Genomic DNA, 26,445 nt, shown 5'->3' with positions numbered 1-26,445 from the left:
TGTCCGGCTGATCGACCTTTACTGGTTCAGCACGGCCCTACTGGTTCAGCACAGCCTTGTCCGGATTCGGCGGGAACGCCGGATCGGTCTTTTCGCCGCGCAGCAACTGCTCGGCAAAGATGAGCTGCAGATCGTCCTTCGGCTCCGGCGGCACATAGGCTGCCGAGCCCGAACCGGTATCGCCCTCGTCGCTGCCTTTGATGTGGCCCTTGAGGTCCGACTCGCCGCGCGTCAGGTCCCTGCCCTGCAGGTCCGGCGGCAACGGCTGGTCGACCTTGATGTCGGGCGTGATGCCCTTGCCCTGGATCGACTTGCCGGACGGCGTGTAATAGAGCGCCGTCGTCAGGCGCAGCGCGCCGTTCTCGCCGAGCGGGACGATGGTCTGCACCGAACCCTTGCCGAAGGACTGCGTGCCGACCACCGTGGCGCGGCGCAGATCCTGCAGCGCGCCGGCGACGATTTCGGACGCACTGGCCGAGCCGCCATTGACGAGCACGACCAGCGGCTTGCCGTCGATGTCGTCGCCCGGCCGCGCGTCGAAGCGGGTGACGTCCTTCGGATCGCGGCCGCGCGTCGAGACGATCTCGCCACGGGTGAGGAAGGCGTCGGACACGCTCACCGCCTGGTCGAGCAACCCGCCCGGATTGAGGCGCAGATCGAGCACGTAGCCCTTGAGCTTTTCGTCCGGCACCTGCTTCTTGATGGTGTCGATGGCGTTCTCGAGGTCGTCATGGGTCTTTTCGGTGAAGGAGGTGATCTTCATGTAGCCGATGTCGTTCTCGACCCGAAACTTGACCGCCTTGACCTTGATGATGTCGCGCACCACCGTCAGCTCGATCGGCTTGTCGGCGCCCTGGCGCAGGATGGTGAGCTTGATCGGCGTGTTGACCAGCCCGCGCATCTTCTCGACCGCGTCGTTGAGGCTCAGGCCGCGAACCTCCTCGCCGTCGATCTTGGCAATATAGTCGCCGGCAAGCACGCCCGCCTTGGCGGCCGGCGTATCGTCGATCGGCGTGATCACCTTGACCAGGTCGTTCTCCATGGTGACCTCGATGCCGAGGCCGCCGAACTCGCCCTTGGTCTGCACGCGCATGTCCTGCGCCTCTTCGGCGTTCATATATGAGGAGTGCGGGTCGAGCGAGGTAAGCATGCCGTTGATGGCGTTTTCGACCAGCGACTTGTCGTCGGGCGGCGTCACATACTGCGCCCGCACCCGCTCGAAGATGTCACCGAAGATCGCCAGCTGCTTATAGGTCTCGGAGCCCGCAGCGTTCGCCGTCGAGCCGGGGGCGCCATAGACCAGGCTCATCGCGGATGCGCCCATCAGCGCACCGGCAAACAGAAGCGAAAGTTTCCGCATCATCTCACGTCCTTCCAGAGAAACGGTCCGCCCACCATGGGGTCGGATCGACGGGTTTTCCATCCTTGCGGAACTCAACATAGAGCTCCGGCGTGGCATTTCCATTCTTCGATGCCGAGGTGCTCGCCACCCGGGCCTCTCCCATCGCGCCGACCGGCTCTCCTGCGAGCACCGACTGGCCAGACGCGACGCTGATTCTGCTCATCCCCGCGAGAACGACATGATAGCCGTCACCCGCGTTCAGGATCAAGAGTTGACCATAGGAGCGAAAAGGTCCCGCATAAAGCACATTTCCGTCCGCTGGCGCGGTGACGATGGCTCCCGATTGTGTCGCAACCATGTCACCGAGCATCACTGCGCCGTTACCGTCGCTGGCCCCGAACCGCCGCTTGATCTTGCCGGTGACGGGCAGCGCGATCTGCCCCTGAAGCGCCGAAAACGGTGCAGCGGCGGTGAGCCGGTTGGCTTCCGGGACCGGCAGGGCCGCCAGTTCCGTCTGTGCCGGGGCCTTCTGTGCCGGGGCCGTTTGTGCCGGAGCCTTGTCGGCGTCCGCGGCCTTCTGCTCGGCTGCCTTCGCCGCGTCCGCCGCCTTGCGGGCCTTGTCGGCCTCGAGCGAGGCGATCAGTTCCTTCAGGCTGCCGGCCTTGGCCGCCAGTGCTGCGGATCGCTGCTTTTCCGCCGCCAGTGCCGTTTGCGTCTCGGCCTCGAGCTTCTGCTTGGCTTCGAGCAGCATGCCGAGCCGCTTCTTTTCCGCCGTCTGTTCGCCGACTGCCGCCGTCAGCCGCGCCCGCTCTGCCTCGATCGAGGCGGTCACCCGCGACTGCTCCTTGAGGTCCGCCAGCAATATCTCGGTCTGCTGACGCAGTTCCGGCACCACGGCGCCGAGCAGGATGGCGCTGCGCACCGACGACAGCGCGTCCTCTGGCTTGACCAGGATGGCCGGCGGCGGATTGAGCCCCATGCGCTGCAGCGCGGCCAGCACCTCGGCCAGAACGTCGCGTCTGGCGGCCAGCGAGGCGCGGATTTTCTGCTCCTCGCCCTTCAGCCCTTCCAGCTTGGCGCCGATGTCCTCGATGTCCTGACCAAGTTTCTGTTCGGTCATTGCCGACTGGATCAGCGCCGCGGTGATCGAGGCATGGTCCTTCTTGACCGTCGCCATGTCGGCGGCGAGCTTGGCGAGCCGCTCGGATGATAGCGTGATCTCCTTCGACACCCGTTCGTATTCGGCGCGGCTCTGGTCCGGGTCAGGCGCCATGTCGAGCCTGTTCTGCGCCCACGCAGCACCGAGCGACAGCATAAGCGCCGCCGCTGCCAAGCCGCAGCGCGCGCGCCAAAAGCCCGTTCGCGATTTCCAATCTTCAGACATTGAAGCCAGACCCTATGCGTGGCTTCGTTAACGAACCATCAACCATGTTCGAAGCCTCGCCAATCTAGCATAAACTCTCGGGCCTGGGACCAAAATCCCCGCGGCTGGGCCCTCAGTTCACCGGTTTTGGTCGGGTTCATGAACGATGGTAGGGATGACCCGAAAGAATAGTGGCGGCCCGGTAAAGCTGCTCGCCCAACATGACACGGACCAGTTGGTGCGGCCATGTCAACGCGCCGAACGACACCATCAGATCGGCCTGATCGCGCAGCGACTGATCGTGACCGTCGGCACCGCCAATGCCAATGACAAGTACCCTGCGCCCGCCATCACGCAACAGGCCGATGCGCCCGGCGAAATCCTCGGATGAAAAACTCTTGCCGCGTTCGTCGAGCAGCATCAGTGCGGCACCAGGCTGCAACTGCGTCTGCAGTTTCTGGGCTTCTTCGCGGCGACGCTCGTTGGCGGTCTGGGCGCGGCCCTCAGGAATCTCGACAACCCCTGAGAATTCGAGCCCCACGGCCGGTCCGCTCTTGGCGAAGCGCTCGAAATACCGGTCGGCGAGCTGCTTCTCGGGGCCGGCTTTCATCCGGCCCACGGCATGAACGGTAATTTTCATCCCTGCCTCGAAGAGCCGCTAATGCATGTCACCAAAAGTGGTCACCGGTTTTGGGAAACGACATGCTATCAAATACGGCTCAGTGGAGGGTCTCTTCCTCGAGGTCCGGCGCTTGCCACATCTTTTCGAGATTGTAGAAGTCGCGGACTTCGGGACGGAAGACATGGACGATGATGTCGCCCGAATCGATCAGGACCCAGTCGGCGCCGGCCAGTCCCTCGACGCGCGCCGTGCCGAGCCCGGCATCCTTAAGCGCCTTGAGGAGATGATCGGCGACAGCCGAGACATGACGGTGCGATCGGCCGGACGCGATGACCATGTAGTCACCGAGGCTCGATTTTCCCTGAATGTCGATTGAGACGATGTTTTCGGCCTTGGAGTCTTCCAGACTGGCAAGGACTGTCTTGATGGCGCGGGACACGGCGTCGTTTACGCTGATCCCGGCCGGCGAAGGCACGATGTCGGCCTTCTTCCACAGTGCTGTTCTCAGTGTATTTCCTTTCGCAGCAAGAACAACCAAATCACCCTTCAAAGCAGGTGACACCACTTAGATAGGCAGAGTTGCGTTGCAGTTTCAAGACGGCAGCCGCTATCGTGGCCAACGAAGTGCCGTTCTTCCAATCCGCAGCCGAAGAAAAAACGGAACTCTTGTCGCCTGGCATGGGTTATCGGCGCATTGACCAACTGGATCCCCCTCATGCCTATCGACCCTCAGAACGCTCTCCTCACCGTGCAGTCCGGCCTTGCGCAGCTCAGCGCGCTGATCGTCTCCTACTCGTTCTCGGCCATCGGCGCCGTCATCCTGCTGGTCATCGGCTATATCGTCGCCGGCCTCGCCCAGCGCTCGATCTATGCCGGCCTCGGCCATATCCATGGCTTCGACACGACGCTGCGCCACTTCTTCTCGAGGATCGTCCGCTACGCCATACTGATCCTCGTCGTCGTCATGGTGCTCGGCCAATTCGGCGTCCAGACGACCTCGATCATTGCCGCCATTGGCGCCATCGGCTTGGCCATCGGCCTGGCGCTGCAGGGCACGCTGCAGAACATTGCCGCCGGCATCATGCTGCTGGCGCTGCGGCCATTCCGCATCGGCGAATATGTAGAGGTCGGCGCCATCGCCGGGACCATCGAGGAAATCGGCCTGTTCGCCACCACGCTGAGAACGGTCGAAGGCGTCTACATCCTCGCCCCCAATTCGACGCTGTGGAACCAGCCTGTCCGCAACTATACGCGCAACGGTGCCCGACGTGGCGACATCACGCTGACCATCGGCTCCTGGAACGACATCGATTTCGCGCAGAAGACCATGCTTGACGTCGCCGCCACCGAGCGACGCGTCAGGCGGGAGCCGGCGCCGATTGCCTTTGTGGCGACCGTCGGCGACAGCAACGTCGCCATCACCTTGCGCTACTGGACCTCGGCTGCGGATTTCTTCGCTACCCAGATCGATCTCACCAAACGCGCCAAGCAGGCTTTCGACAGCGAAGGCATTTCTATACCCGCGCCACCACCGGAAGCGCCACGGCAGGAAGCCGCCACCAGACAGTGAGAGATCAATTCCCGGCGTAGGTCTACTTGTCCGCGCGGCGCTGCTCTTCGGACGGGAAAGCGAGGTCGACCGGCAGCGGTGCCTGCGCCGTCATCGGCGCGAAATTGCCGGTCTCGGCGGCGGGAACAGGCGACATCGCCACCACACGCCACAGCACGAACAGGCAAAAAACGGTGGCAATGACGATGGCCACATAGATGAAAGCCTGCGTTCCGTAGACGGCGGAAAGCCCGGTCACGATGCCGGGCACGATGAAGCCGGACAGCGACCACGCAAACAGAAGCGAACTGGACAGCGCCACCATGTCGTCCTTGCCGGCGCGGTCGGCGGCATGTGCGCTGGCCAGCGAATAGATCGATTCCGACGCGCCGTCCCAGACCACATAGATGACGACCAGCGCCGCCAGCGCACCACCGTCGAAGCCGAGGGCGAACAGGCCCGCTACCGTGGCAAGCGCCGAAGCGGCGGCCAGCACAAAGCGCCGGTCGGTGCGGTCGGAAATCCATCCGAGCGGGATCTGCAGGATCAATGTGCCGACCGGCATCGCCGACAGCAGCAGTGCCACATCTGCCTGGCTGTAGCCCTTGGCCGTGGCATGGATCGGCGCGAAGCCCGAAATCGTCATCGACAGGCCACCGACGGCAAGCATGCCGGCGACCCCGACCGGCGAAATCCGCCAGGCTCGGCCAAGCGCGACCGACGCCGCCTGCGGCGGCGGTGGCTGGGCGAGCCGCGTCAGCCCGACGGGGAGGATCGACAGCGCGGTGAAGGCGATGCCGATCAACGGCGCGTCCGCAGCCCTTATATCGATCAGCGCCAGTGTGGAGTAGCCGACACCGAGCCCGGCGACATAGGCGACGTAGAAGAAGGCCATGACCCTGCCGCGTATGGCGTTGGCGACAACATCGTTCAGCCAGCTTTGCGCGACGATGAACAGTCCGCATATTGCAAAGCCATAGAGGGCGCGTGCCGCGATCCACGATAGCGGGTGCGGCCCGGCCCCGACGGCGGCGTTCGACAGCACGATCAACGCCGACAGCACCATGAACGCGCGCGCATGGCCGACGCGCCGTACCAGCGGACCGGTAAGGATGCAGCCTGCCAGGCCGCCGGCCGAAAGACCGGTGACGATCAGCCCGGCCCAGGTCGGATCGAAGCCCTCAGCGCCGAGCCGGACCGGGATATAGGCGAACATCAGTCCGTTGCCGACCGCAACCAGCGCCATCGACAGGACAATGCTGGCAATGGCGATCGCCGGGGCTGGCGGGTTTCCCTGCGCCGGATCGCGTCTGGTCTGGTTTCGCTCGAGAATCGTCATGCTCGCGCAGGATCGCCTACTCGGCGGCGAAAGGCCGCCGCAAAAGCGACATCAGCGATCTTCCCTTCTCCCCTTGTGGGAGAAGGTGGATCGGCGCGTAGCGCCGAGACGGATGAGGGGTGCTGGAAGAAACTCGACCTAGAAAAATTGAATGATTTTAGCCGCTTACATCCTCAAGGGTGGCGATCCTGCCGACACCCCTCAACCGACCGAGCTTCGCTCGGCCACCTTCTCCCACAAGGGGCTAGCGTGCGCACACATCTGATTTGGCGGGGATTAGTTTGGATTTGCAAGAGCGAAGCCCTCGGCGATGGCGTGGAAGCGTTTGAGGCCGTTGCTGAAGGTGACGGGACCTGGCGGCCGCTCCTTTGCGTAGCCGTTCCACCCTCCCAGCCGGGCGATGCACCAAGCGGCCCAGGCGAGCGTGTGTTGCGGATGCGGGTTGTTCTGCTTTTGGGTCTTGCCTTCGAGCCTGGCAATCAGCGCCTCCAGCACGGTGATCTCGGCGGGGCTGAAGAGGCGTGCAGCCTTGAAGGCCTGGCCGGCGGCATCGCGCCCGTGCACGAGTTGCATGACCCTGGTGGCGACGATCAGCGCGGTCGCGGCCAGCCGTTCGAGTGCCTCACCATCGGCAAGCAGGCTTTCCTCCAGATCGATGGCCTGCGACTTCACGGTTCGGAACAGCTGTTCGACGGTCCAGCGCAACCGGTAGAGATCGACCATGCGGCAAGCGTCGGCGAGCGTTTTGACCGCGTGAGTGGTCAACAGCCGCCAGATCACCGCTTCCTTGGGCGAAGGCGGATCGATCTCGCGCACTTCGACCATGTTGAGCGTGATCTCGCGCGGATCGCGACAGTCGGCACCAAGGCGCGGCTGGCGCAAGGCGACCGCGGCGAAGCGAACGGCCAGTTGCACCTTGCGCGCCGGTCGGCCGGGACGCGCCTGCAGTTCGAAGGCGGTCCGGCCGGCTTCCGGCGTTTTGGCGATCTCGCCGAACAGACGGCCGCCCTGCTCACCCAGAGCCCGGTCGCGCACGGCGCGGATGAGCACATGCGTGCGCTCGTCAGGCAGCCTTGCCAGCACTTCGTAGATGTCGGCCTCGCGGTCGCCGATCACGGTAGCCAGCGGCGTGTCGGTCAGCGCCTGGCGGGCCGCCTTGGCGGTGGCGATCCATTTGTAGCTTTCCTTGGCTTCGATCGGCAGGGCTTGGTAGTCGTGCGCCTTCTGCCCCCGGCGCCGCCAGATCGTGGCAGCCGCAAGCCCCAGCACCGAGCCGTCGGCGGCATCCACGGCCAGCGCCGGGTGGACGAACAGCCCGACATCCTTGCCGTTGCCGACATGCCCGAGGCCGCGCTTGCGCGAGGCCTTGGCCTCATAGTTGATCTCGCTGCTGTCCTCAATGATCAGCACATGGCGGCCGGCCGCCGCCTCGCCCGTTCGCGCCGCCGCCGTGCGCACGATCTCCGGCACCGTCACTTGGGGATTGCGAAACAGCCGCGTGAACGCAATCTGTTCCGCCCGCGTATCGGCCAGCCTGCGCAGGCCCGCGCTGACGCGCGTGCACATGCGCTCCAGCACCATGCTCCCCTTTTTTGCAGGCGCAGGTCGCCGAAGTATCCAAGCAGCAAAGCCATCGTCGAAATCTCCCGAATCAACAATGGCAGCTACAGAATCCCACATGATTCCAACCCCACAAGCCAAACCTGCTACCCGACCAAACTCCCTTGACACCTCTCCGAAGCAGATGTGTGCGCACGCTAGCCCACAAGGGGAGAAGGAACTCCTATCCCTTAGCCATCTTGCGGATCGCGGTCGACGACAGCGACGAGCGCGGGCCGTGGATGAAGGTCCAGGCCGGCGCCTTCATGCGGGCCAGCCGCGGCGCGTCGCCTTCGTCGACACGCGCGTAATCGAAGGTCTTGGCGACGACCGACGACAGGAACGACAGCGTCGCGCCAGGGCGGTCGATCACCGCGATCGGAAACGTCATCACGATCTGGCGCCAGCGCTGCCAGCGGTGGAAATCACGAAGCGAATCGGCGCCCATGATCCAGACGAAGTCGACGCCCGGGTTGCGCGCCTTGACCAGGGCCAGCGTGTCGGCGGTGAAGCGGACATAATGGGTCGCCTCGAAGGCGGTGACCTTGACCTTCGGGTTCCGGGCGATCTGCTCGGACAGGCGCAGCCGCTCGGCCAGCGGCGCCAGTTCCCGCGCGCTCTTGAGCGGATTGCCCGGCGTCACCATCCACCACAGCTGATCGAGCGCCAGACGTCTGAGCGCGATCTCGGCGACCAGCGCATGGCCGGCGTGGGCAGGATTGAACGAGCCGCCGAACAGCCCGACGGCCAAGCCCTTTCCGGCATGCGGCATGTGAAGGTAGCGAGAGGGGACGGGATGCTCGGACTGCGAAAGCATGCGTCAGGCGCCCCCCTCTGTCCTGCCGGACATCTCCCCCTCGAGGGGGGAGCTTGGCGGCTTCATCGCAGGTGCAAATCTTGCAGCGCCGGCGATTGGCGAAAACAGAAATGACAGCCAATCTCCCCCCCTGAGGGGGAGATGCTCGGCAGGGCAGAGGGGGGTGGCTGGGCGCAAACTTCAAGCCCTAGTAGCGAACAGCTTCAAGGCCTCACCTGTCCGGTCCCACGCACGCGGTACTTGAACGAGGTCAGTTGCTCGACACCGACCGGGCCTCGTGCATGCATTTTGCCGGTGGCGATGCCGATTTCGGCGCCCATGCCGAATTCGCCGCCATCGGCGAATTGCGTCGAGGCATTGTGCAGAAGGATCGCCGAATCAATCTCATTGAAGAACCGTTCGACCGCATCGGCATCCTCGGCGACGATCGCCTCGGTGTGGTGCGAGGAGAACGTCTCAATATGCTCGATCGCGCCGGCAACGCCGTCGACCAGTTTCACCGCGATGATGGCATCGAGATATTCGCTCACCCAGTCGGCGTCGGTCGCAGGCTGGGCGTCGGCAAACACTTTCAGCACCTCGGCGCCGGCGTGGATTGCGCACCCTGCCGCGCGCAACGCCTCGAGGATCGGCACCAGATGGGTGGAGGCAACAGCGCCGTCGACCAGCAGCGTCTCGGCCGCGCCGCAGACGCCGGTGCGCCGCATCTTGGCGTTGACCGCGATGCTGACCGCCATGTCGAGATCAGCCGAGCGGTCGATGTAGAGATGACAGATGCCTTCGAGATGAGCAAAGACCGGCACCCGCGCCTCGTTCTGGACGCGTTCGACCAGGTTCTTGCCGCCGCGCGGAATGATGACGTCGATGTTCCCGGAAAGCCCTTTCAGCATCTCGCCGACGGCGGCGCGGTCGGCGGTCGGCACCAGCTGGATGGCATCCTGCGGCAGCTCGGCCGCCTTCAGCCCTTCGACCAGGCAGGCATGGATAGCCGCCGAGGAGTTGAGCGAATCCGAGCCGCCGCGCAGGATCACCGGATTGCCGGCCTTGAGGCAAAGCGCACCGGCATCGGCCGTCACGTTCGGCCGGCTCTCATAGATGACGCCGACGACGCCGAGCGGTGTGCGCACGCGCTCGATATGCAGGCCGTTCGGCCGGTCCCATTCGGCAATGACATCACCGACCGGATCGCGCAACCCGGCGATTTCACTGATGCCGTCGGCCATGGCACGGATGCGGGCGTGATCGAGCTTCAGCCGGTCCATGAAAGAGGCTGAAAGCCCGGACTCCTCGCCATTCCTGATGTCGACGGCGTTGGCGTCGAGAATATCCTGCTCGTGGCGAAGGATCGCCTGCGCCATGGCGATCAACGTGGCGTGCTTGCGCTCAGCTGTGGCGATGGCCAGCGGTCGGGCGGCGGCCCGCGCGCGACGGCCGATATCGGCCATCAGCGCGGCAGTGTCGTCCCGGGATTTTTCATGCAGCTTCAGCATGGCTCATCCTCCGCTGGTTACTTGGTCACCGGCCTGTACTTGGTCACCGGCCTGTACTTGGTCAGCGGCCCGTACTTGGTCACCGGAATGGCTCACCACAAGGTCGTCGCGGTGAATCATCGCCGATCGCGCTTCGTAGCCGAGCACCGTTTCGATCTCGGCTGTCTTCAAGCCAGCGATCCTTACGGCATCGGCGGCATCGTAGGCAACCAGTCCTCGCGCGATCTCGCGGCCTTCGGGCGACAGGATCGCCACCGTGTCGCCGCGCGAGAAATTGCCGCTGACCAGCTTGACGCCGGCCGGCAACAGCGACTTGCCCGACAGCAGCGCGCCGATCGCGCCGGCATCGACGGTCAGCCGGCCAGCCGGTTCGAGCTGCCCGGCGATCCACGTCTTGTAGCCCTTGACCGGATTGGCGCTCGGCCGGAAGAAAGTCGCCCGCTCGCCACGCTCGATCGCCATCAGCGGCGACAACCTCGTGCCTGATGTGATGATCATGGCGGTGCCGGCGGCGGTGGCAATCTTTCCGGCGTCGAGCTTGGTGCGCATGCCGCCGCGCGAAAGCTCCGAAGCGGCCGCACCTGCCATCGCCTCGATCTCGGCGGTGATGCGGTCAACGACCGGAATGAACCGGGCTTGCGGGTCGCGCGCCGGCGGCGCCGTGTAGAGCCCGTCAATATCGGAGAGCAGCACCAAGAGATCGGCGCCCATCATGGTGGCGACGCGCGCCGCCAGCCGATCGTTGTCGCCATAGCGGATTTCGGAGGTCGCCACCGTATCGTTCTCGTTGATGACCGGCACCGCCTTCATCTTGAGCAGCGTCGAGACCGTCGCCCGCGCATTGAGATAGCGGCGGCGCTCTTCGGTGTCGCCGAGCGTCAGGAGGATCTGGCCCGATTTCAGGCCGCCCTTGCCGAGCGCATCCGACCAGGCGCCGGCCAGCGCAATCTGCCCGACGGCCGCCGCCGCCTGGCTCTCTTCGAGCTTCAGCGCCCGCTTGCCGAGGCCTAAAATCGTGCGACCAAGCGCGATGGCGCCGGACGACACGACGAGGATCTCGGCGCCACCTTCGGTCAGCACGGCGATGTCGTCGGCAAGTGAGGCCAGCCAGTCGCGCTTCAGGCCGGTCGTGCGGTCGACAAGCAGCGCCGAGCCGATCTTGACGGTGATGCGCCGGTATTTTCTCAGCGACTGCGCGGCCATTCCTATCTCCAGCGCGTCTCGACCGGAGTGGCGACAGCTTCGCGCGCCTCGGCCACGACCGCCATCAGCGCCCGCAGAACGGCTTCAACGCCTTCGCCGGTGACCGCGGACAAAAGCATCGGCGCGCGGCCGGCGGCGCGTTTCAGTGACGCGACCTTCTTCCTGCGTGCGTCGGCATCGAGCGTGTCGACCTGGCAAAGTGCTACGATCTCGACCTTCTCGATCAGCCCGTGGCCATAGGCGTCGAGTTCGGTGCGCACGGTCTTGTAGGCCTTCCCCGGATTTTCTTCCTGCGCGGAGACGAGGTGCAGAAGGACGCGCGTGCGTTCGACATGTCCGAGGAAACGGTCGCCGATGCCGACGCCTTCATGCGCGCCTTCGATCAGGCCGGGAACATCGGCGATGACGAACTCGCGGCCGTCGATGCGGGCCACACCGAGGCCCGGATGCAGCGTGGTGAATGGATAGTCGGCGATCTTCGGCTTGGCCGCAGTCACGGCGGCCAGGAAGGTCGACTTGCCGGCATTGGGCAGGCCAACCAGGCCGGCGTCGGCGATCAGCTTGAGCCTGAGCCAGATGTTGAGCTCTTCGCCCGGCTGGCCGGGGTTGGCGCGGCGCGGCGCCTGGTTGGTCGAGGTCTTGAAATGCTGGTTGCCGAAGCCGCCATTGCCGCCCTTGGCAAGCAGGAAGCGTTGGCCGACCACGGTCAGATCGCAGATCAGCGTCTCGTTGTCCTCGGCAAAGACCTGCGTTCCCGCCGGCACTTTCAGCGTGACGTCGGCGCCCTTGGCGCCGGTCATGTTGCGGCCCATGCCGTGCGTACCGGTCTTGGCCTTGAAATGCTGCTGATAGCGATAGTCGATCAGCGTGTTCAGCCCATCGACCGCCTCCACCCAGACATCGCCGCCGCGGCCGCCGTCGCCGCCGTCGGGGCCGCCGAACTCGATGAACTTTTCGCGCCGGAACGACACCGAACCGGCGCCGCCGTCGCCGGAGCGGATGTAGACCTTGGCTTGATCGAGAAATTTCATCGGATTGCTGAGTTTCTACTAGTGGCCTTGCGGCATTGCTCTAAACCTTCGGCACTGCTCTAAACCAAGGTGAGGCGAAGGGCGAGGCTGTTTATGAACATGGCCGGAGTCGCAATGAAGCTCGTAACCTACAACATCCACTACGGCGTCGGCCTCGACGGCCGCTACGATGTCGGCCGCATCGCTGATGCCGTGCGGGGCGCCGACATGATCGCGCTGCAGGAGGTCTCGCGCAACAACCCCAACAATGGCGGCCGCGACATGGTGGCCGAGCTCGGTGAGTCGCTGCCCGAATACTTCGGCGTCTACGGCAGCAATTTCGAGGCCAATGTCGGCTCTCGCCTGGAAAACGGCCGCGCCATCACAACCACCTTCCAGCTCGGCAACATGGTGCTGTCGAAAACGCCCGTTCACCTGTCGCGCAATCTCCTCTTGCCGCGCAGCCGCAGTTTCGAAGTGATGAATTTCCAGCGCGGCGCGCTGGAGGCGCTGATCGAGACGCCGCTTGGTTTCATCCGCTTCTATTCCACGCATCTCGATCATCGCAGCCCGGTCGAACGCGCCAGCCAGATCCGGTTTCTGCGCCAGCGCCTGTTGAATTATGCGATCGAGGGCGGCGCGCTGTCGGGCGTCGCCGAAGTCGGCCTGCCGGACCTGCCTTGTCCCGAAGGCTTCATCGTCATGGGCGACTTCAACATGCTGGCCGGATCGCCGGAATATGTCGAACTCACCGGCCGCCTGGATCACGAATTCGGCATGCCTGTGACCGCCGATCTTGCCGTCGATGTCGCCCTGCGCCTTGCCGCCACAGGCGCCGATCTCGTCACCTGGGTCGACCCCAAGCGGCCTGACGACGCCAGCCGCCACAAGCGCATCGATTATGTCTTCACCAGCGCCTCGCTCGCCAAATCGCTGAAGCGCCTGTGGGTCGACCGGCAAGCGGTTGGCTCGGACCACCTGCCGGTCTGGGTCGAGATGGCCTGAACCCGAATTCGGTCCGCAATCTCCTAGGCGTGTTGAGATTCAGGTCAGGCCGAGCCGAGAGTGGTGGCTTCCGAGAACCGGAGCGGAGCGTACTTAAAGTACGTGAGCCCGCGCATGACCCCGAAATCGAGATCGATTTCGGAAAGGTCATGCGCAAAATCAAATACAGCGTCCTTTGCGCGCCCAATAGGGCGCGCGGCGCTGTAGGTAAGCGCAGGAAGTCGCCATTCGCAGGCCGGCCTTACCTGAATATCGACACGCCTAGAAATGGACCCAGTTGCGCAGGCTGGTCCAGGTCTTGCGATCGAGACGGTAGCGCTCGACGGGCACCTGGCCGGCGACGATCGAGTTCAGCATGCCCTGGCCGGCATATTGGAAGCCGCACTTGTGGATGACCCGGCGCGAGGCCGGATTGATGACCCGCGTCGAGGCATGCAGCACCTGGATCGCCGTCTTCTGGAAGGCGAGGTCGACCAGCGCATGCGCGGCTTCCGTCGCATAGCCGCGCTTCCAGTAGGGCTCGCCGATCCAGTAGCCGAGTTCCAGCCCGCGATCGGTGGTGTTGAGCCCGGCGCAACCGACGAACGTTTCAGTACCAGCCAGCGTCAAGGCATAGGCAATCCCGGCCCGGCGCGATGCCGTCATGGCGAGGAAGGCGCGTGCCTCGGCCTCGCCATAGGGATGAGGCATGCGGGCCAGCATTTCGGCGACGTGGCGGTTGTCGGCGAGCACCACCAGTTGCTCGATATCGCTTTCGCGCGGCGCCCGCAGGACCAGCCGCTCGGTCACCAGGACCGGACAATCTATCGCGTAACTTTCACCGTCTGTATCTTCCGCTTCGGCAACCATGTCAGTCCTCCAGGCACAAGAAAAAGGGGAGATGGAAACCCATCTCCCCTGATCCATTTCCTGGCTTGGCCAGACACCGGTTCCCGAGATGGGTGCCGGTGTTCTCGTACGGAACCGGCTACTCCGCGGCCTTCGTCATCGGGTTCACCGATACGTAGGTTCGGCCATTGGCTTTTTTGTTGAAGGTGACTGCGCCAGCTTCGAGCGCAAACAGCGTGTGATCCGTGCCAATGCCGACATTGGTGCCGGGATGCCACGTCGTGCCACGCTGACGAATAATGATGTTGCCCGGAATCACGGCTTCGCCGCCGAACTTCTTCACGCCGAGCCGCTTGGAATGGGAGTCGCGACCATTGCGCGACGAACCGCCAGCTTTCTTGTGTGCCATCTAACTAACTCCGATGCGCCGCAAGGGCGCTTAAAAGGTCTTATGAACGCGTTCGCGTTCCGTTTCAAGTCCGATCCGGCGACGATTGCGCCGGCGCGCCTTACTTCTTCGCCAGTTCCTTGGCCTGCTCGCGCCAGTCCATGATCTGGTCGGCGCTGAACGGCATATGCTCGTCGATCTTGGCGATATCCTTGTCCGACAGCTTGGCGATCTGGGCGAAGGTCGTGATGCCCTGCTCGTTCAACTGGCCGGCCGCAACCGGGCCGATGCCCTTGATCACGGTCAGAACGTCCGGCTCGCCCTTCGGCGCCTTGAACAGCGGCGCGGCAGTTTCGCTTGCCTTGGCTTCCTTCTTCGGCGCAGCCTCTGCCTTGGCTTCGGTCTTCGGCGCGGCTTCAGCCTTCGCCTCGGCCTTTGCAGCAACTTCGGCTTTCGCCTCGGTCTTTGCCGCGGCCTTCTTCGTCGGGCTGGCGCCACCCAGCAGGATCTCGGCGATCCGCACGGTGGTCAAAAGCTGACGATGGCCGATCTTGCGGCGCGAATTCTGCCGGCGGCGCTTCTTGAACGCGATGACAGTGCGGTTCTTGCCCTGTTCGACGACTTCGGCGGTGACCAGGGCGCCGTCGACGAACGGCGCGCCGAACGTCACATTCTCGCCCTCGCCATGAGCGAGCACGTGGCCGATCTCGACGATATCGCCGACCTGGCCTTCGACTTTTTCGATCTTCAGGAGATCGTTGGCGGCGACGCGATACTGCTTGCCGCCCGTTTTGATGACTGCGAACATTTTTTGCCTTTCGCTGTTCGGTCGGCCTTGATGAACCGCTTCAGGCGGTTCGGCCGTCTTTTTGTCAGTCTGCGGGTTCAAAAAGCAAGCGGCGCGGAAGAACCCTCCACGCCGATTGCGCGCTGTCCCTAACCGAAGGTTCGGCGCGAGTCAAGGCAAGCGGCCAGTAGCGAGCAGCCGAACGTTCAGGCCAAGCGCGCGGCAAAACAGAGAGCCGGGCGGCAAGCCCGACAAGAAGCCGGATCACCGGGCAGATTGGCCCTTGTAACCTCTCCGCCCAGCCGTTATCTAGTGCGCCGCGCCGGCAACGGCGGACCATGACCGCGGAGAGGTGGCAGAGTGGTCGAATGCACCGCACTCGAAATGCGGCATGGGTGCAAGCCCATCGGGGGTTCGAATCCCTCCCTCTCCGCCATACGACATTGTTTACATTGATAAAATTCAAAGAATAGGTTGCGCGCCCGCCATAAAGCCCGCCTACCGAAAACGGCGTATTCGCGGCACGTCAGCTTACGACACAAATATGCGGGGTTCATGCTTCGACCTGGTAGATGGCAGAGATCAACTTCGGCCTCGCTAAGCGAAGTCGTGGGGTTCATGCGACAGCGGAATCAGGATACGCGACTAGCACCCGTGCCGGTTCAACCTCGCCGTCGGGAAGTACCGATCGGTGCGGACCCAAGCGGATTCACGCTTGTCGGCAGCGGACGCCGGCGGTGGCGGTCAGCACCCGAGCAGGCTCCCCATTGTTGACGTCCGCTGCGCATCTGCGGCGACCGTCGCCATGTCCTCTGCTCCCGGGTTGACGGTGGTGTAGACGAGGAGCACTCTCGAATGTCAGCAGATGTGGTCAGGTTGAGTGTCGGCGAGTAGCAGAGGTCCAGCAACAATGACTTTGAGGCGAACCAGAGCTTACGCCGCATCCGGCTTGGTTCTAGCGGTTTGCACTGTGTTTGCTTGGCAGAACGCCACTGCTGCTCACAATTGCCACGCAGCCGCGACGCCTGGCGTCAATTGGCACGAGTGTGACAAGAAGCTTCTCATCCTAGAAGGACAGGACCTGAGCGGGGCGAACCTGTTCGGTGTTGATTTCACTTCGACCGACCTCAGGAACAGCAATCTCCTTGCGGCAAATCTTGAGAAGGCAACGCTTGTGCGTGCTTCCCTGGCCGACTCGACCGCCAAAGGCGCCCGGTTCGACAGAATCGAGGCCTACAGGACCGACTTCAGCCGTATGGACGCGCAGGGCGCTGTGTTTGCGAGCGCGGAAATGCAGCGCTCGAATTTCCAGGACGCCAATCTGACCAACGTTGATTTCACAAAGGCAGAATTGGGGCGTGCGCAGTTCCATGACGCCGATATCAGCGGCAGCCGCTTCTCGTTTGCCAATCTCGCACGGGCGGACTTCCGAGGAGCGACGTTCACCGCGTCGATAGACTTTGACCGCGCCTTTTTCTTTCTGACCCGTATCGAGGGCGTCGACCTTTCCAATTCGGCGGGTCTGTCCCAGTGGCAGCTCAACATGGCTTGCGGAGACGCCCGGACCGAGTTGCCTTCTGGCTTGACGAGGCCTGAAGATTGGCCCTGTCAATTCCAGCAGGAATAGTTGTCGGCAAGCGAACTGCGGCAATGCTGCACCCGACAGGATTCGAACCTTTCGGCAAGCCGCCTAACCCGAATGCCCTGCCGTTCCCGAGCGGTTGGGTTTTGCGTCTCGACATGCATGAACTCGTGCTTTCCGCACCGTTCGCAGAGGTGGCTAGTCCACCTCCTGCTCAGAAGGAAGGATCATAGCATGAGTGACGAACTGATCCGCCTTCCGGATGCGATGGAGCCCGTCACGCGCCCCGGCATTATACACCATCGGTGCGAGCATCCCGGCTGCGCCAAGAATGCGGGATGGGGCTTTGCCAAGCCGAGGCAGACGCCGCACTGGTTCTGTTTCGAGCACCGCGCCGACGGCGAGCGATATCTGTGAGGAAACCTTAATGCCCAGACAGTTGGACCCCTCCCTCTCCGCCAGTTTCGCCGATTCTACGCTATTCTGCGAAATAACTGCCCAATCACCGCCGATAGCCGAACGAGCTTCTGCGCGGTTTGACTTGAGCGGACACGACTCGCCTCCGACCATTCTTAGTTGCCGAACTTAATGCCGAAATAGGGCAAGGTCGCGATCTAAGGAGCACCATCATGAGCATAGCGAGCGACGCCCGTTTCTGGGACCGGAGTTCACGAAAATACGCCAGGGGTGCGATTGCGGATCAGGCCGGATTTGAGCGCACGCTGGACCGGACCCGTGCCCTGTTGGGACCAGGCGACAGGGTGTTGGAACTGGGCTGCGGAACAGGAACAACGGCGCTCCGGCTGGCGAGCGATGTTCAAAACTATCTTGCCACGGATATTTCCGCTGGAATGATCGCGATTGCCAATGAGAAACATGCCGCTGGCCCCATCCCGGCGCTTGTCTTCCGCATCGCGACCGTAGAAGCGCTTATGCCTGACGCGGCGCAGTTTAACGCGGTTCTGGGATTCAACTATCTCCATCTGGTCCGCGACCTGCCTGGCACGCTGCGCCGCATCCACGCCTTACTTGCAGCGGAGGGCCTGTTCATCTCCAAGACACCTGCGTCGGGGATATGAACCCACTCATCCGGCTTGCCTTATTGCCCGCGATGCGCGCGATCGGCAAAGCACCCTATGCAGGCGTCTTCCGGACGGCAGACCTGAGCCAGCATATATCTGCTGCGGACTTCGACGTTCTTGCCACTGAAAGCCACGCAACGAAGGGCAACGACAGCCGTCCCTAAATCGTGGCGCGCAAGAGGACGTGAACGGCCGAGGCTGCAGTGTATCAGTTAGGGTTGCTGTATTGCTGCGAGCTTCCAGTCGCCACCGTTCTGGCGCGTGAAGGTCCACAATTCGGTTGTTTCCGTCGGCCGATCGGCTTCGCCGGCGACGATCTTGCCGCTGGCGCGATCGCGCATCACGTCAAGAGACTCGTAGCGCAAGGCAGCCGTCGCGTAGTCGCGATCATCTTCCCGCCAGCTCTCCGCAATATCGGCCTCCAACAGGCTGACGTTCGACACCTCGTTCCTGATGCCCTTTTTGGCATTGTCGGCAAGTTCTTCGGACAAGTACGACACCATCTCGGGGGTCGCCAGCCGGCGCAAGCCAGCATGGTCTTCACGCCCAAATGCTTCCTGAACCTCCGTCAACCGTTGCTGGAATGTATCGAGATCGGTCGGCATCATTGTAATTTCATCGGAGGCTGGAGCCGTCCCGCCAAATCCAGACCCGATGCCTGGAATGGGGAAAGATGAGACGTTGTCCGCCTCGGGCTGGGCTGCCGCGTTTCGCCCAAAGTTCCCCATGCCCCGCGGAACACCGGCCATGGCGGGCGCCTGGTTGCGTGCCGATTGCGACCGGAAAAAGCGGATGGCCAACATGATCGCGCCGCCGATCAGCAGTCCTTGAAGCAGCAGGCCCAACATGCCAGCCAAGCCGCCGAACCCCTGGCCCAAAAGAAGTCCGATCAGACCGCCGAGCAGCAGGCCACGCATCATCGAACCGCCGAGGCCGCTGAAGATCCCTGGTCGTTGGGCTGCCGGTGTCTGGCGGGCCGCATTGTTCGTTGCGGTATTGGGCGTCATCGAGCGCTCGACCGGCGCGGCCGGCTGTGGCGCCGTCCTGGTCGGCGGGACCGACTGGAAAGTACGCGTGCCGCGGCTGCCGAAGCTGCCGCCACGGCGCGCCTCGGCGTAATCGGCCGTGACCATGGAAAATGCCAGGAACAGTCCTGCAAACAAAACTGCAAACCGGCTCGAACGCGAAATCATCATAGCAAATCCCTAAGCGACACTCTGGCGCTCATATGGGGTGCGCCGATCGGAAATGTCAGTGACCCGCATCTTTCGCGTTCGGCCATCCAGGCGAATTCCAGGACCGCCTCGACGCCAGACACACCAGTATTCAGTGCGCCTTGGCAAGTCGGGCTTGCAGCCGTTGCGAAGCCCAGCCCGCCGACGATCCCAAGGCACCGGCGCCGGCCAGTTCCGAGATAGCGGCCAGCGACGGTTCTGCATGCGAGGCGAAGAAGGCGATCAGACCGAGAAACCATGCCGGGATGTTGTCGAGGGCTCGGACCGCGCGCATGGAGACAACCACCATTGCCACGACGAAGACGACAAGGAGCAGGGCGAAGGGGCCCATCATCGGTGTCAGGCCCCGAAGCGCCAGCACAGCTCCGGCACCAAGCGCCAGACCGCTGAGCAGGCAGAGCCACGTATAGATGCCCTGCTGGGCCGAGATCGGTCGCGTGAAGTAGGCAACCCAGCCGATGAACATGGCCCAGGGCGCAATGCCAAGATGAAAACTGGTGAAGGCGGCGGTGGACGCGACCGCCGCGGCAATGGCGCCAAAGCCGAGGAAGACAAGCGATGGCTTCCAGCCCGATGCTGCCGGGGTGATGTTGGTCATGATCTTTGCTCCGAATGGGTTGGGGATAGGAACGGCCGGAGCAGCGAGGTTCCGGCCGCTTCCGATGACCCGCTCAAGCGTTGACGCGCGGGTGGAGCAGATCGTCCAAGCCGATGTTCCGGTACATATCACGGCGCATGCGGTCAGCGACGCCATTGACGATCTCGGCGCCGTCCTGCGACGGATCGACATGGACGCGGAATGGGCGCTTGCCGAACGGCGCGTCCACCACGCGAACGATCTCGCGGGCCACCTCGGCGGGATCGGCATCGGCAGGTTCAAGACCGGCCAGCCCTTTGAGCGCCTGGTCGGCGACGCCCGCATAGGGACCGGCCTCATATTCCGCCACGCGCGCCTCGTCGAATGGCTTGCCCGAATGGGCGAAGTGGTTGGTGCCCTTGGTGAAGGCACCGGGGACCATGATGGTGGTCTCGATGCCCCAGCGGGCGAGCTCGGTTGAATACGACACAGCGAGCGCATCCATTGCGGCTTTGGCTGCAAAATAGGGCGCGAGAAACGGCGGCGTGCCGCCGCGTGTCGAAGACGACCCCACCCAGACCAGGAGGCCCTTGCCCTGGCCGCGCATATGCGGCAGCGCAGAGCGGTTCACGCGCTGTGCGCCGAGCACGTTGACGTCATATTGCTGGATGAATTGATCCGGGGTGAAGGCCTCGGCAGGGCCGAACACCATATGCCCGGCATTGTGGACGATGACGTCGAGGCGGCCCGCGCCTCTCAGAACATGAGCGATACCGCTCTCGGCGGAAGCGTCGGACTGGACGTCCAGCTCGACGGTGCGCAGGTCGAGACCATGGTCCTTCGACCACGCGGCGACTTCGGCGACGCGAGGCGCATTGCGGCCTTCGGTTTCGCGCATGGAGGCATAGACGGTGTGGCCGGCTTCGGCCAGAGCGCGGGCGGTCATGAGGCCGAAGCCCGACGAGGCGCCGGTGACGAGGATGATTTGCTTGGACATAGTAACGATCCCTTCGAAATGTTTCGAACGCTGGATGGATGGGGGGTTCTGGTATGCTCGTCCGGCCGGGGATCAGATGATCCCGCCGTTGGCGCGCAGCGTCTGGCCGTTGATCCAGGAGCCGTCTGACCCGACGAGGAAGGCGACGGTGTCGGCGATGTCCTCGGGCTGGCCGAGACGCTCCAGCGGCGCCAGCTTCGCAAGGCGGTCGATCACCTCCTGCGGCTTGCCGTCAAGGAAGAGCTTGGTAGCCGTCGGCCCGGGGGCTATCGCGTTGACAGTGATGTTCCGGCCGCGCAGTTCCTTGGCAAGAATTGGGGTCATCGCCTCGACCGCGGCTTTGGTGCTGGCATAGACGCCATAGGTCGGCTGAAGCAGCCCCACAACGCTGGACGAGAAGTTCACGATCCGGCCGCCATCGCGAAGACGCTTGGCCGCCTCACGCAGGGTGTTGAACGTGCCCTTCAGGTTGATCGCGATCTGGCGGTCGAACAGCGTATCGTCGCTGTCGGCGATCGTCGCGAGCGTCATGATGCCGGCATTGTTGATCAGCACGTCGACGCCGCCAAAGGCGGTCTCGGCAGAGTCGAACATGCGGCGTACGGCCTGCACATCGGAGATGTCGGCCTGCGCGGCGACGGCTCGCCCGCCGACTGCCTTGATCTTGGCAACCACCGCCTCGGCCGAAGCAGCGTTGCCGGCATAGTTCACCACAACAGTGAAACCGTCTTTGCCGAGGCGTTCGGCAACAGCTGCGCCGATACCGCCCGAGGCGCCCGTCACGATAGCGACCTTCTGTGTCTGATTGGTCATTGTCTGTCTCCTTCATCGTCGGCGCCGTCGTGGCTCCCGATGAACGCAGAATGCATCTTCCGCCTGAGGAGATAATCATGCATAATTCGGCATCACTATCCGACAGGTCGTACAATGGATCGTTTCGACGCCATGCGCGTCTTCACCCGCATCGTCGAGCGCAGGAGCTTTACCAAAGCCGCCGATGACCTCGGTCTGCCGCGCTCATCCGTGACAGACGCTGTGCAGGGACTGGAGGCGCGGCTTGGTGTCCGGCTGCTGCAGCGAACCACGCGTCAGGTCAGCCCGACACTGGATGGCGAGGCCTATTACCAACGATGCGTCAGCCTGATCGCCGATATGGAGGATGCCGAGGGCGCCTTCGTCGGCGCCAAACCGTCAGGCCTCATCCGCGTCGACGTGCACGGCACGCAAGCGCGGCACTTCCTTTTGCCCGGCCTGCAACGCTTTCGCGAAATGTACCCCGGCATCCGCCTGCATTTCAGCGAAGCACACCAGCCCGTCGATCTGATCCGGGAGGGGTTCGATTGTATTTTGAGAGCGGGCGAGTTAGCCGACAGTTCGCTGATCAAGCGACGGCTGGCGACGCTGGAGCGCGGCACCTTTGCCAGCCCGGACTACCTCCAACGGCTTGGCACCCCGGAAACGCCCGAGGGCCTCGACGGCCACGAAATGATCGGGCTGCTCGCTCCCGACACCACCGAGGTCATTCCTCTGGCATTCCACATCAAAGGGAAAGTGCATCGCATCACGCTGCCTGCCATGATGACGGTGACCGGCCCGGAGACGAACGTCGCCGCCGCGTGCCTCGGCCTTGGGCTGATCCAGGTGCCGCGCTATCGTGTCGTCTCGGAACTGGCGAACGGTTCCCTTGTCGAAGTCCTGTCCGACTTTCCGCCGACACCGCTGCCGGTTCACGCGCTTTATTCGCACAAGCACCAACTGTCGCCGCGTTTGCGGGTGTTCATCGACTGGGTGGCGCAGCAATTCCGCGACAGGACCGCACCCACAGAATGATGCCTTCTCCACGCGCAGACGATGCTTGGATCGCTTGGCAGTGGAGCTTTGAGCAACCTGCCGCCTTGAGGAGAATTTTCCAAGAACCGCCTCTCCACCAGGCACGGCAGCTGACCGTGATCCTTCTGCCACCTTGTGCGTTGTCGCCTTTGGGCACGCCGAGGGAGACGAACGGTGTTTGCAGGTTTCAGCGCCACCAGCTTGCAACTGGACGACACGACCATTTTCGCAAGGGTTGGCGGAACCGGTCCGCCGCTGCTGCTGCTTCATGGTTTTCCCGAAACGCATCTGATGTGGAGGGATATCGCCGTGGCCTTGGCGCCGCGCTTTACGGTGATCGCCGCCGATCTTCGAGGCTATGGGCAAAGCCGCTGCCCGGTCTCTCTCTGCAGAGGTCAGGGACGCCTATGTCGAGGCGCTTCGCGATCCCGTTCATGTTCATGCGATTTGCGAAGAGTATCGGGCCGCTGCGACGATCGATCGTGAACATGACGCGCTGGATCAGGCAAATGGTGGTCGCATTGAGTGTCCGCTGCTGGCACTTTGGAGTAGCGAAGGCGGCCTGGAGAACTGGTATGCGGAGGGAGGCGGACCGCTGGGTATTTGGAGGAAATGGGCCGACAGCGTTGCAGGAAGCCCTGTCCCGGGCGGGCACTTCTTTCCAGAGGAGCACCCTCGCCAGACCGCAGCGGTTCTTTCGAAATTCTTCGAGGATAAATAGGGGGAATGACGCCCAAGGCAGAGTGTTGTAGAGCTCCACATGCTTCAATTATGCAGAACCTCGGGAATGCTCGGCGGTCCGGGATCGAGGATCTCTCTGGTATTCGCCCACCCGCGTCAAATCTGCTGATAAAAATGAAAGTCATTTCTACAGCCACGCCTCTGATATGCAGCTTCGCCCTTCTCGGAGGTTGCGCATCGCCCCTCCACGCGTCCTTTGACCCCGCGAAGTACGACAGGATGAGTTGCGTCGAACTCAACGTGGCCATGGGCGAAGTCGCCAAGGAGATGTCGGCCACAGCGATCACTCGGGGCAAAGTCGCGAAAACCAATATTCCGGACTGGCTATGGGGCGCTCGGCGTGTCGCCTCTACCGTCACTGCCCGCCAGAGCGCGAAAATCGAACGCTTGCGGCAGCAGGAGGCTGCGATCGCAGCGGCGAGACGAAGCAAGTGCTGATTTGCGGCGCCGGCGTCAGAGCCTGCAGCCGAAGACCGAAAAATGATCAATTTCGCAGAACATGGCATTGGAGCCGAGGCTCGACGGCTCCGTGAATTCGGTCATCCTCACCGTCACGGCTTCAGTCTCGGCGATACGGCCAAGCCGAGGAAAAGATAACGGCCTGGTTGAGGCGCAGGATGTCCGCGTCGTCCAATCGCCCCATAATCGCGCCGATCTTGGACTTCGGGACCGTGGTGATCTTGTCCACCATCAGTCGGCAGACGGCGAGCAGCCCATTTGCGCTCGTTCCGGTTCGACGGCCAGACGCAGATGGCAATCGAATCCGTCGCATCGAAACTGTCATCATGGAAGATGACGACAGGACGCGGTTTGGGGGCGTAGTCCTTGCCGCCGGCGACCGTCCAGATATCGCCACGCTTCATTGGTCACCCCAATCCGATATCGCGTCCCAATCTGAAATCACGTCAATGAACGCCTGATCCTCGTTTGCATGGGCGCTTGCCGCGACCGCGAGTGACTGGCGATGCGCTTCCGAACGGAAGCCCGGCGCACGCACGTCTGGCACCCAGATCTGTATCGGGTGCAGACCTTGCCGGCGCAGACGCTCGCAATGTTCCCGCACCCTCATGCCTGAGGACTTAGGTTTCGATGCCGAGGCCAGGACGATTCTCCCACAAATGGTTACATGTAACCTGTGGCAGACGGCGAGCTTTGACGAGTCCCTTCGTCGGAAAAGCGCACGCCGGAGCTACGACTACAGCTGCATATAATGCTGGCCATCGCTGGCCCGTGACTCCGTACCATTGCGTGCCATGTTATCCTATTGGCTTCAGCCGTTCGATGAAGCTACCCTTGCGGATATGCCTTTCGCGGATCGCCTGCAGCCGGCGGGCGAAGTCGCCAATCGTCCCTCGCTCTTCGGCAATCGCCTTGAGGTCGAGCAGAAGACCGGCGCCCGTATCGTAGCCAGGAGCGTTGCGGCGCTCGATTTCGGTCTCCACCTCGCGCCACACGGTTTCGCCGCGCCGCATGATCGCATCGAGCCGGGCGCGGCGGGCGCGTAACTCTTCCGCCGCCCGCCGTCTCCTTTCGGCCTCTTGCCGCTCGCTTTGCTCGCGCTCGCGGGCCTCACGGATCGCATCGGCGCGGGCGCGCAGTTCGCCGGCCGAGCGCGGAGCGACGGCGGGTTGAGCCGCCGAGGTCTGCAACGCCTGGCGATCCCGAACGAGCGCCCTAAGCTCACTCGCCACATGCGGATCGCCCTCGGCCAGTCGAGCAAGCAGCGTCGTTTTCTCACGATCAGGCAAATCGGTAAGGGAACGCCGGATGATATCCGATGACAATGGGTCCTCCGCCGGCGTGCCGGCGGGACGTTCGGCCGCCGCCTCGACGAGATCGGCATCGAGACGGAAGAACCGCGCGAAAGCGTCGAGCGCGCCAGTCATCGGGCCGATCCCCGGCAACGGTTCCGCCTCGTCCGGCTCGATGGAACCGGCCTCGACCGCCATCAGCCACAGCAGGTAGAAAAGCCTCAGGTCGCCGCCAAGCACATCCGCACGCAGCGGCGCGAGCGCCTCGAGCCAGTCCGCTTCGTCCTCCCAATAGCCCTCGGGCTCCAGTTCCTCGCACAGGATGTCGACGATCAGATTTTCACCCGATGTCGTGACATCGACGCAATCGACCGAGTGGAGAAATCCGTCGAGACGCCGCCGATCGACCAGCCGCTTCGGCAGACGGATAATCAGGCGGTGCGTGCCCCAATTGGCCAGATAGAGATGGAGATCGAACCAGCGCTCCATCAACTCGACCGGGTCGCCTTTGAAGTCGCCCCACTCGTAGGAATTCGTGAAGCTCGTGGCGGTGATCCGCGCCCGCGTCGAAAGCGACCGCAGCGACCGCCGGTCCGCTTCGCTCAGTGGACGGTCGATCGCCCGAAACTCGTAATATTGGTATTCGCTCATGACCGCGTTCGCTCGGTTCTGTAATGGCCGACGCCGACACCGCCAGCAGGCCGGCGATAGTGATTCAGACTGGATGCAGAATACCGTCCGTTTCGAGAATGCGAAGCGCCTCGAAGAGCGTCTTGCCGGCGTAAAGCCGCCACCATTTGCCCGTGTGCCGCATCCAGTAGATATCGAATTGATCTGGCCCCACGCGATCGATTCTGGCGAAAGCCGCGTTGAACTCCTCACCGCGATTGTGTTCCATGCCCGACCGGTAGCGCTGCATGAAGCGGTATCGACCCGCGGCCCAGGAACCGCGGATATCGATCACGTAATTCCATTCGGTCGGTCGGATCTCGGGCAGGAACCGGGGTTTCAGGACGTCACGGATGAACATCTCGCAGGCCGCGACGATTGCTTGTTTTTCCCGCTCGTCGGCCACGGCCAGCCTTCCGGCAGGCGACGCGACGACCCATTGTTTCCTCTTGGCCACGGCTTGATCCACCCTTGCGCTAGTGATTCATCTCATATGCGGGTAGCGATATTCTGCCGATTCACGGGAGACCAGCAACCATAAAACCGGACCAGCGGGCAAGGAAATGGAGCGCCAAAACGGCCAAGCTGGCATGCAAGGTCGGCAAGAACTGATGATTAGCTGGATTCGTGGGTGATAGC

27 protein-coding genes, 1 tRNA gene and 2 pseudogenes are annotated in these 26,445 nt (G+C 63.2%); 9 read left to right on the top strand and 21 right to left on the bottom strand.

From position 1 onward, the window contains the following. Positions 1–37: 37 nt before the first annotated feature. From IHQ72_RS05665 to rsfS, 4 genes are all read right to left on the bottom strand, one after another. Positions 38–1,363, bottom strand: coding sequence for a S41 family peptidase (locus tag IHQ72_RS05665; protein WP_029348996.1), 1,326 nt, complete (start codon positions 1,361–1,363; stop codon positions 38–40). 1 nt (position 1,364) lies between these two features. Next, positions 1,365–2,726 carry a murein hydrolase activator EnvC family protein gene (locus IHQ72_RS05660; RefSeq protein WP_258121550.1) on the bottom strand — a complete coding sequence of 454 codons (1,362 nt, stop codon included), beginning with the start codon at positions 2,724–2,726 and terminating at the stop codon, positions 1,365–1,367. A gap of 136 nt (positions 2,727–2,862) precedes the next feature. After that, positions 2,863–3,345 carry a 23S rRNA (pseudouridine(1915)-N(3))-methyltransferase RlmH gene (gene rlmH / locus IHQ72_RS05655; protein WP_258121549.1) on the bottom strand — a complete coding sequence of 161 codons (483 nt, stop codon included), beginning with the start codon at positions 3,343–3,345 and terminating at the stop codon, positions 2,863–2,865. A 79-nt stretch (positions 3,346–3,424) separates the two neighbouring features. Beyond that, positions 3,425–3,802, bottom strand: a complete 378-nt coding sequence (gene rsfS, locus IHQ72_RS05650) for a ribosome silencing factor (RefSeq protein ID WP_023800052.1) — start codon at positions 3,800–3,802, stop codon at positions 3,425–3,427. A gap of 240 nt (positions 3,803–4,042) precedes the next feature. On the opposite strand from rsfS, the gene IHQ72_RS05645 reads away from it, so the two are divergent. Next, entirely contained in the window at positions 4,043–4,897 is an 855-nt protein-coding gene (locus IHQ72_RS05645; RefSeq protein ID WP_258121548.1) for a mechanosensitive ion channel family protein, read from the top strand. 22 nt (positions 4,898–4,919) lie between these two features. Here IHQ72_RS05645 and IHQ72_RS05640 read toward each other — a convergent pair whose 3' ends face one another. The 6 genes from IHQ72_RS05640 to obgE all read right to left on the bottom strand — a co-directional run bounded on the left by IHQ72_RS05640 (position 4,920) and on the right by obgE (position 12,355). After that, on the bottom strand, positions 4,920–6,215 hold the full coding sequence (locus tag IHQ72_RS05640; RefSeq protein ID WP_258121547.1) for an MFS transporter: 1,296 nt from the start codon (positions 6,213–6,215) through the stop codon (positions 4,920–4,922). Between the two features lie 276 nt (positions 6,216–6,491). Next, on the bottom strand, positions 6,492–7,796 hold the full coding sequence (locus IHQ72_RS05635) for an IS4 family transposase (protein WP_258117880.1): 1,305 nt from the start codon (positions 7,794–7,796) through the stop codon (positions 6,492–6,494). 202 nt (positions 7,797–7,998) lie between these two features. Then, positions 7,999–8,586 carry a nicotinate-nucleotide adenylyltransferase gene (locus tag IHQ72_RS05630; protein ID WP_258123741.1) on the bottom strand — a complete coding sequence of 196 codons (588 nt, stop codon included), beginning with the start codon at positions 8,584–8,586 and terminating at the stop codon, positions 7,999–8,001. A 248-nt stretch (positions 8,587–8,834) separates the two neighbouring features. Beyond that, on the bottom strand, positions 8,835–10,121 hold the full coding sequence (locus tag IHQ72_RS05625; protein ID WP_258121546.1) for a glutamate-5-semialdehyde dehydrogenase: 1,287 nt from the start codon (positions 10,119–10,121) through the stop codon (positions 8,835–8,837). Between the two features lie 3 nt (positions 10,122–10,124). Continuing rightward, positions 10,125–11,324, bottom strand: coding sequence for a glutamate 5-kinase (gene proB / locus IHQ72_RS05620; RefSeq protein ID WP_258121545.1), 1,200 nt, complete (start codon positions 11,322–11,324; stop codon positions 10,125–10,127). Between the two features lie 2 nt (positions 11,325–11,326). Then, on the bottom strand, positions 11,327–12,355 hold the full coding sequence (gene obgE, locus IHQ72_RS05615; RefSeq protein WP_258121544.1) for a GTPase ObgE: 1,029 nt from the start codon (positions 12,353–12,355) through the stop codon (positions 11,327–11,329). Positions 12,356–12,469: 114 nt separating this feature from the next. Between obgE and IHQ72_RS05610 the strand changes: the two genes are divergently transcribed. Further along, positions 12,470–13,339, top strand: coding sequence for an endonuclease/exonuclease/phosphatase family protein (locus IHQ72_RS05610; protein WP_258121543.1), 870 nt, complete (start codon positions 12,470–12,472; stop codon positions 13,337–13,339). 261 nt (positions 13,340–13,600) lie between these two features. On the opposite strand, the gene IHQ72_RS05605 is transcribed toward IHQ72_RS05610, so the two are convergent. From IHQ72_RS05605 to IHQ72_RS05595, 3 genes are all read right to left on the bottom strand, one after another. Further along, a complete protein-coding gene (locus IHQ72_RS05605; protein ID WP_123151138.1) occupies positions 13,601–14,188 on the bottom strand; it encodes a GNAT family N-acetyltransferase in 588 nt (195 codons plus the stop codon). A 118-nt stretch (positions 14,189–14,306) separates the two neighbouring features. Beyond that, entirely contained in the window at positions 14,307–14,576 is a 270-nt protein-coding gene (gene rpmA / locus IHQ72_RS05600) for a 50S ribosomal protein L27 (protein WP_023678077.1), read from the bottom strand. 100 nt (positions 14,577–14,676) lie between these two features. Continuing rightward, complete coding sequence (locus IHQ72_RS05595) at positions 14,677–15,363, bottom strand: 50S ribosomal protein L21 (RefSeq protein ID WP_258121542.1); 687 nt, start codon at positions 15,361–15,363, stop codon at positions 14,677–14,679. A gap of 325 nt (positions 15,364–15,688) precedes the next feature. Between IHQ72_RS05595 and IHQ72_RS05590 the strand changes: the two genes are divergently transcribed. From IHQ72_RS05590 to IHQ72_RS05575, 4 genes and pseudogenes are all read left to right on the top strand, one after another. Continuing rightward, a tRNA-Ser gene (locus IHQ72_RS05590) sits at positions 15,689–15,778 on the top strand. Between the two features lie 474 nt (positions 15,779–16,252). Beyond that, the gene (locus IHQ72_RS05585) at positions 16,253–16,969 is read left to right on the top strand and encodes a pentapeptide repeat-containing protein (protein WP_258123740.1); all 717 of its coding nucleotides are present in this window, start codon (positions 16,253–16,255) and stop codon (positions 16,967–16,969) included. A gap of 189 nt (positions 16,970–17,158) precedes the next feature. Continuing rightward, positions 17,159–17,341: a hypothetical protein gene (locus IHQ72_RS05580; RefSeq protein ID WP_258124089.1), complete on the top strand. Its 183-nt coding sequence runs from the start codon at positions 17,159–17,161 to the stop codon at positions 17,339–17,341. Positions 17,342–17,553: 212 nt separating this feature from the next. Further along, a pseudogene (locus IHQ72_RS05575) lies at positions 17,554–18,170 on the top strand (class I SAM-dependent methyltransferase). A gap of 48 nt (positions 18,171–18,218) precedes the next feature. Here IHQ72_RS05575 and IHQ72_RS05570 read toward each other — a convergent pair. The 4 genes from IHQ72_RS05570 to IHQ72_RS05555 form a co-directional block, all read right to left on the bottom strand. Next, the gene (locus IHQ72_RS05570; protein ID WP_258123739.1) at positions 18,219–19,199 is read right to left on the bottom strand and encodes a Tim44 domain-containing protein; all 981 of its coding nucleotides are present in this window, start codon (positions 19,197–19,199) and stop codon (positions 18,219–18,221) included. 133 nt (positions 19,200–19,332) lie between these two features. Further along, positions 19,333–19,839 (bottom strand): DUF1097 domain-containing protein, encoded by a 507-nt coding sequence (locus IHQ72_RS05565; protein WP_258121541.1) that lies wholly within the window; start codon positions 19,837–19,839, stop codon positions 19,333–19,335. 73 nt (positions 19,840–19,912) lie between these two features. Beyond that, positions 19,913–20,815, bottom strand: a complete 903-nt coding sequence (locus IHQ72_RS05560; RefSeq protein WP_258121540.1) for an SDR family oxidoreductase — start codon at positions 20,813–20,815, stop codon at positions 19,913–19,915. 72 nt (positions 20,816–20,887) lie between these two features. Next, positions 20,888–21,628 carry an SDR family oxidoreductase gene (locus tag IHQ72_RS05555; protein WP_258121539.1) on the bottom strand — a complete coding sequence of 247 codons (741 nt, stop codon included), beginning with the start codon at positions 21,626–21,628 and terminating at the stop codon, positions 20,888–20,890. Between the two features lie 114 nt (positions 21,629–21,742). On the opposite strand from IHQ72_RS05555, the gene IHQ72_RS05550 reads away from it, so the two are divergent. From IHQ72_RS05550 to IHQ72_RS05540, 3 genes are all read left to right on the top strand, one after another. Then, positions 21,743–22,645: a LysR family transcriptional regulator gene (locus tag IHQ72_RS05550; protein ID WP_258121538.1), complete on the top strand. Its 903-nt coding sequence runs from the start codon at positions 21,743–21,745 to the stop codon at positions 22,643–22,645. Positions 22,646–23,003: 358 nt separating this feature from the next. Further along, positions 23,004–23,366, top strand: coding sequence for an alpha/beta fold hydrolase (locus IHQ72_RS05545; RefSeq protein WP_374120429.1), 363 nt, complete (start codon positions 23,004–23,006; stop codon positions 23,364–23,366). A 5-nt stretch (positions 23,367–23,371) separates the two neighbouring features. Continuing rightward, complete coding sequence (locus IHQ72_RS05540; RefSeq protein ID WP_258121537.1) at positions 23,372–23,824, top strand: hypothetical protein; 453 nt, start codon at positions 23,372–23,374, stop codon at positions 23,822–23,824. A 121-nt stretch (positions 23,825–23,945) separates the two neighbouring features. On the opposite strand, the pseudogene IHQ72_RS05535 reads toward IHQ72_RS05540, so the two are convergent. The 4 genes and pseudogenes from IHQ72_RS05535 to IHQ72_RS05520 all read right to left on the bottom strand — a co-directional run bounded on the left by IHQ72_RS05535 (position 23,946) and on the right by IHQ72_RS05520 (position 26,212). After that, positions 23,946–24,249: pseudogene (locus IHQ72_RS05535) on the bottom strand (type II toxin-antitoxin system PemK/MazF family toxin). Further along, positions 24,246–24,455, bottom strand: coding sequence for an antitoxin MazE family protein (locus tag IHQ72_RS05530; RefSeq protein ID WP_309508767.1), 210 nt, complete (start codon positions 24,453–24,455; stop codon positions 24,246–24,248). The pseudogene IHQ72_RS05535 and the gene IHQ72_RS05530 overlap by 4 nt, the downstream one beginning before the upstream one ends. A 187-nt stretch (positions 24,456–24,642) precedes the next feature. After that, positions 24,643–25,788, bottom strand: a complete 1,146-nt coding sequence (locus tag IHQ72_RS05525; RefSeq protein WP_258121536.1) for a hypothetical protein — start codon at positions 25,786–25,788, stop codon at positions 24,643–24,645. 64 nt (positions 25,789–25,852) lie between these two features. Beyond that, complete coding sequence (locus IHQ72_RS05520; RefSeq protein WP_374120333.1) at positions 25,853–26,212, bottom strand: DUF3024 domain-containing protein; 360 nt, start codon at positions 26,210–26,212, stop codon at positions 25,853–25,855. Between the last annotated feature and the right edge of the window lie 233 nt (positions 26,213–26,445).

The organism is Mesorhizobium onobrychidis (genome assembly GCF_024707545.1).
GTDB lineage: Bacteria > Pseudomonadota > Alphaproteobacteria > Rhizobiales > Rhizobiaceae > Mesorhizobium > Mesorhizobium onobrychidis.
The sequence above is the reverse complement of the archived record's forward strand: the minus strand, read 5'-3'. Positions and strand labels throughout refer to the sequence as shown.

Excerpts from the sequence above, each read along its gene's own strand:
- IHQ72_RS05665 (WP_029348996.1), bottom strand. The coding sequence starts at position 1,363 with ATGATGCGGAAACTTTCGCTTCTGTTTGCCGGTGCGCTGATGGGCGCA.
- IHQ72_RS05660 (WP_258121550.1), bottom strand. The coding sequence starts at position 2,726 with ATGTCTGAAGATTGGAAATCGCGAACGGGCTTTTGGCGCGCGCGCTGC.
- rlmH (WP_258121549.1), bottom strand. The coding sequence starts at position 3,345 with ATGAAAATTACCGTTCATGCCGTGGGCCGGATGAAAGCCGGCCCCGAG.
- IHQ72_RS05645 (WP_258121548.1), top strand. The coding sequence starts at position 4,043 with ATGCCTATCGACCCTCAGAACGCTCTCCTCACCGTGCAGTCCGGCCTT.
- IHQ72_RS05640 (WP_258121547.1), bottom strand. The coding sequence starts at position 6,215 with ATGACGATTCTCGAGCGAAACCAGACCAGACGCGATCCGGCGCAGGGA.
- IHQ72_RS05635 (WP_258117880.1), bottom strand. The coding sequence starts at position 7,796 with ATGGTGCTGGAGCGCATGTGCACGCGCGTCAGCGCGGGCCTGCGCAGG.
- IHQ72_RS05630 (WP_258123741.1), bottom strand. The coding sequence starts at position 8,586 with ATGCCGCATGCCGGAAAGGGCTTGGCCGTCGGGCTGTTCGGCGGCTCG.
- IHQ72_RS05625 (WP_258121546.1), bottom strand. The coding sequence starts at position 10,121 with ATGCTGAAGCTGCATGAAAAATCCCGGGACGACACTGCCGCGCTGATG.
- proB (WP_258121545.1), bottom strand. The coding sequence starts at position 11,324 with ATGGCCGCGCAGTCGCTGAGAAAATACCGGCGCATCACCGTCAAGATC.
- obgE (WP_258121544.1), bottom strand. The coding sequence starts at position 12,355 with ATGAAATTTCTCGATCAAGCCAAGGTCTACATCCGCTCCGGCGACGGC.
- IHQ72_RS05610 (WP_258121543.1), top strand. The coding sequence starts at position 12,470 with ATGAAGCTCGTAACCTACAACATCCACTACGGCGTCGGCCTCGACGGC.
- IHQ72_RS05605 (WP_123151138.1), bottom strand. The coding sequence starts at position 14,188 with ATGGTTGCCGAAGCGGAAGATACAGACGGTGAAAGTTACGCGATAGAT.
- rpmA (WP_023678077.1), bottom strand. The coding sequence starts at position 14,576 with ATGGCACACAAGAAAGCTGGCGGTTCGTCGCGCAATGGTCGCGACTCC.
- IHQ72_RS05595 (WP_258121542.1), bottom strand. The coding sequence starts at position 15,363 with ATGTTCGCAGTCATCAAAACGGGCGGCAAGCAGTATCGCGTCGCCGCC.
- IHQ72_RS05585 (WP_258123740.1), top strand. The coding sequence starts at position 16,253 with ATGACTTTGAGGCGAACCAGAGCTTACGCCGCATCCGGCTTGGTTCTA.
- IHQ72_RS05580 (WP_258124089.1), top strand. The coding sequence starts at position 17,159 with ATGAGTGACGAACTGATCCGCCTTCCGGATGCGATGGAGCCCGTCACG.
- IHQ72_RS05570 (WP_258123739.1), bottom strand. The coding sequence starts at position 19,199 with ATGATTTCGCGTTCGAGCCGGTTTGCAGTTTTGTTTGCAGGACTGTTC.
- IHQ72_RS05565 (WP_258121541.1), bottom strand. The coding sequence starts at position 19,839 with ATGACCAACATCACCCCGGCAGCATCGGGCTGGAAGCCATCGCTTGTC.
- IHQ72_RS05560 (WP_258121540.1), bottom strand. The coding sequence starts at position 20,815 with ATGTCCAAGCAAATCATCCTCGTCACCGGCGCCTCGTCGGGCTTCGGC.
- IHQ72_RS05555 (WP_258121539.1), bottom strand. The coding sequence starts at position 21,628 with ATGACCAATCAGACACAGAAGGTCGCTATCGTGACGGGCGCCTCGGGC.
- IHQ72_RS05550 (WP_258121538.1), top strand. The coding sequence starts at position 21,743 with ATGGATCGTTTCGACGCCATGCGCGTCTTCACCCGCATCGTCGAGCGC.
- IHQ72_RS05545 (WP_374120429.1), top strand. The coding sequence starts at position 23,004 with ATGGGCAAAGCCGCTGCCCGGTCTCTCTCTGCAGAGGTCAGGGACGCC.
- IHQ72_RS05540 (WP_258121537.1), top strand. The coding sequence starts at position 23,372 with ATGACGCCCAAGGCAGAGTGTTGTAGAGCTCCACATGCTTCAATTATG.
- IHQ72_RS05530 (WP_309508767.1), bottom strand. The coding sequence starts at position 24,455 with ATGAGGGTGCGGGAACATTGCGAGCGTCTGCGCCGGCAAGGTCTGCAC.
- IHQ72_RS05525 (WP_258121536.1), bottom strand. The coding sequence starts at position 25,788 with ATGAGCGAATACCAATATTACGAGTTTCGGGCGATCGACCGTCCACTG.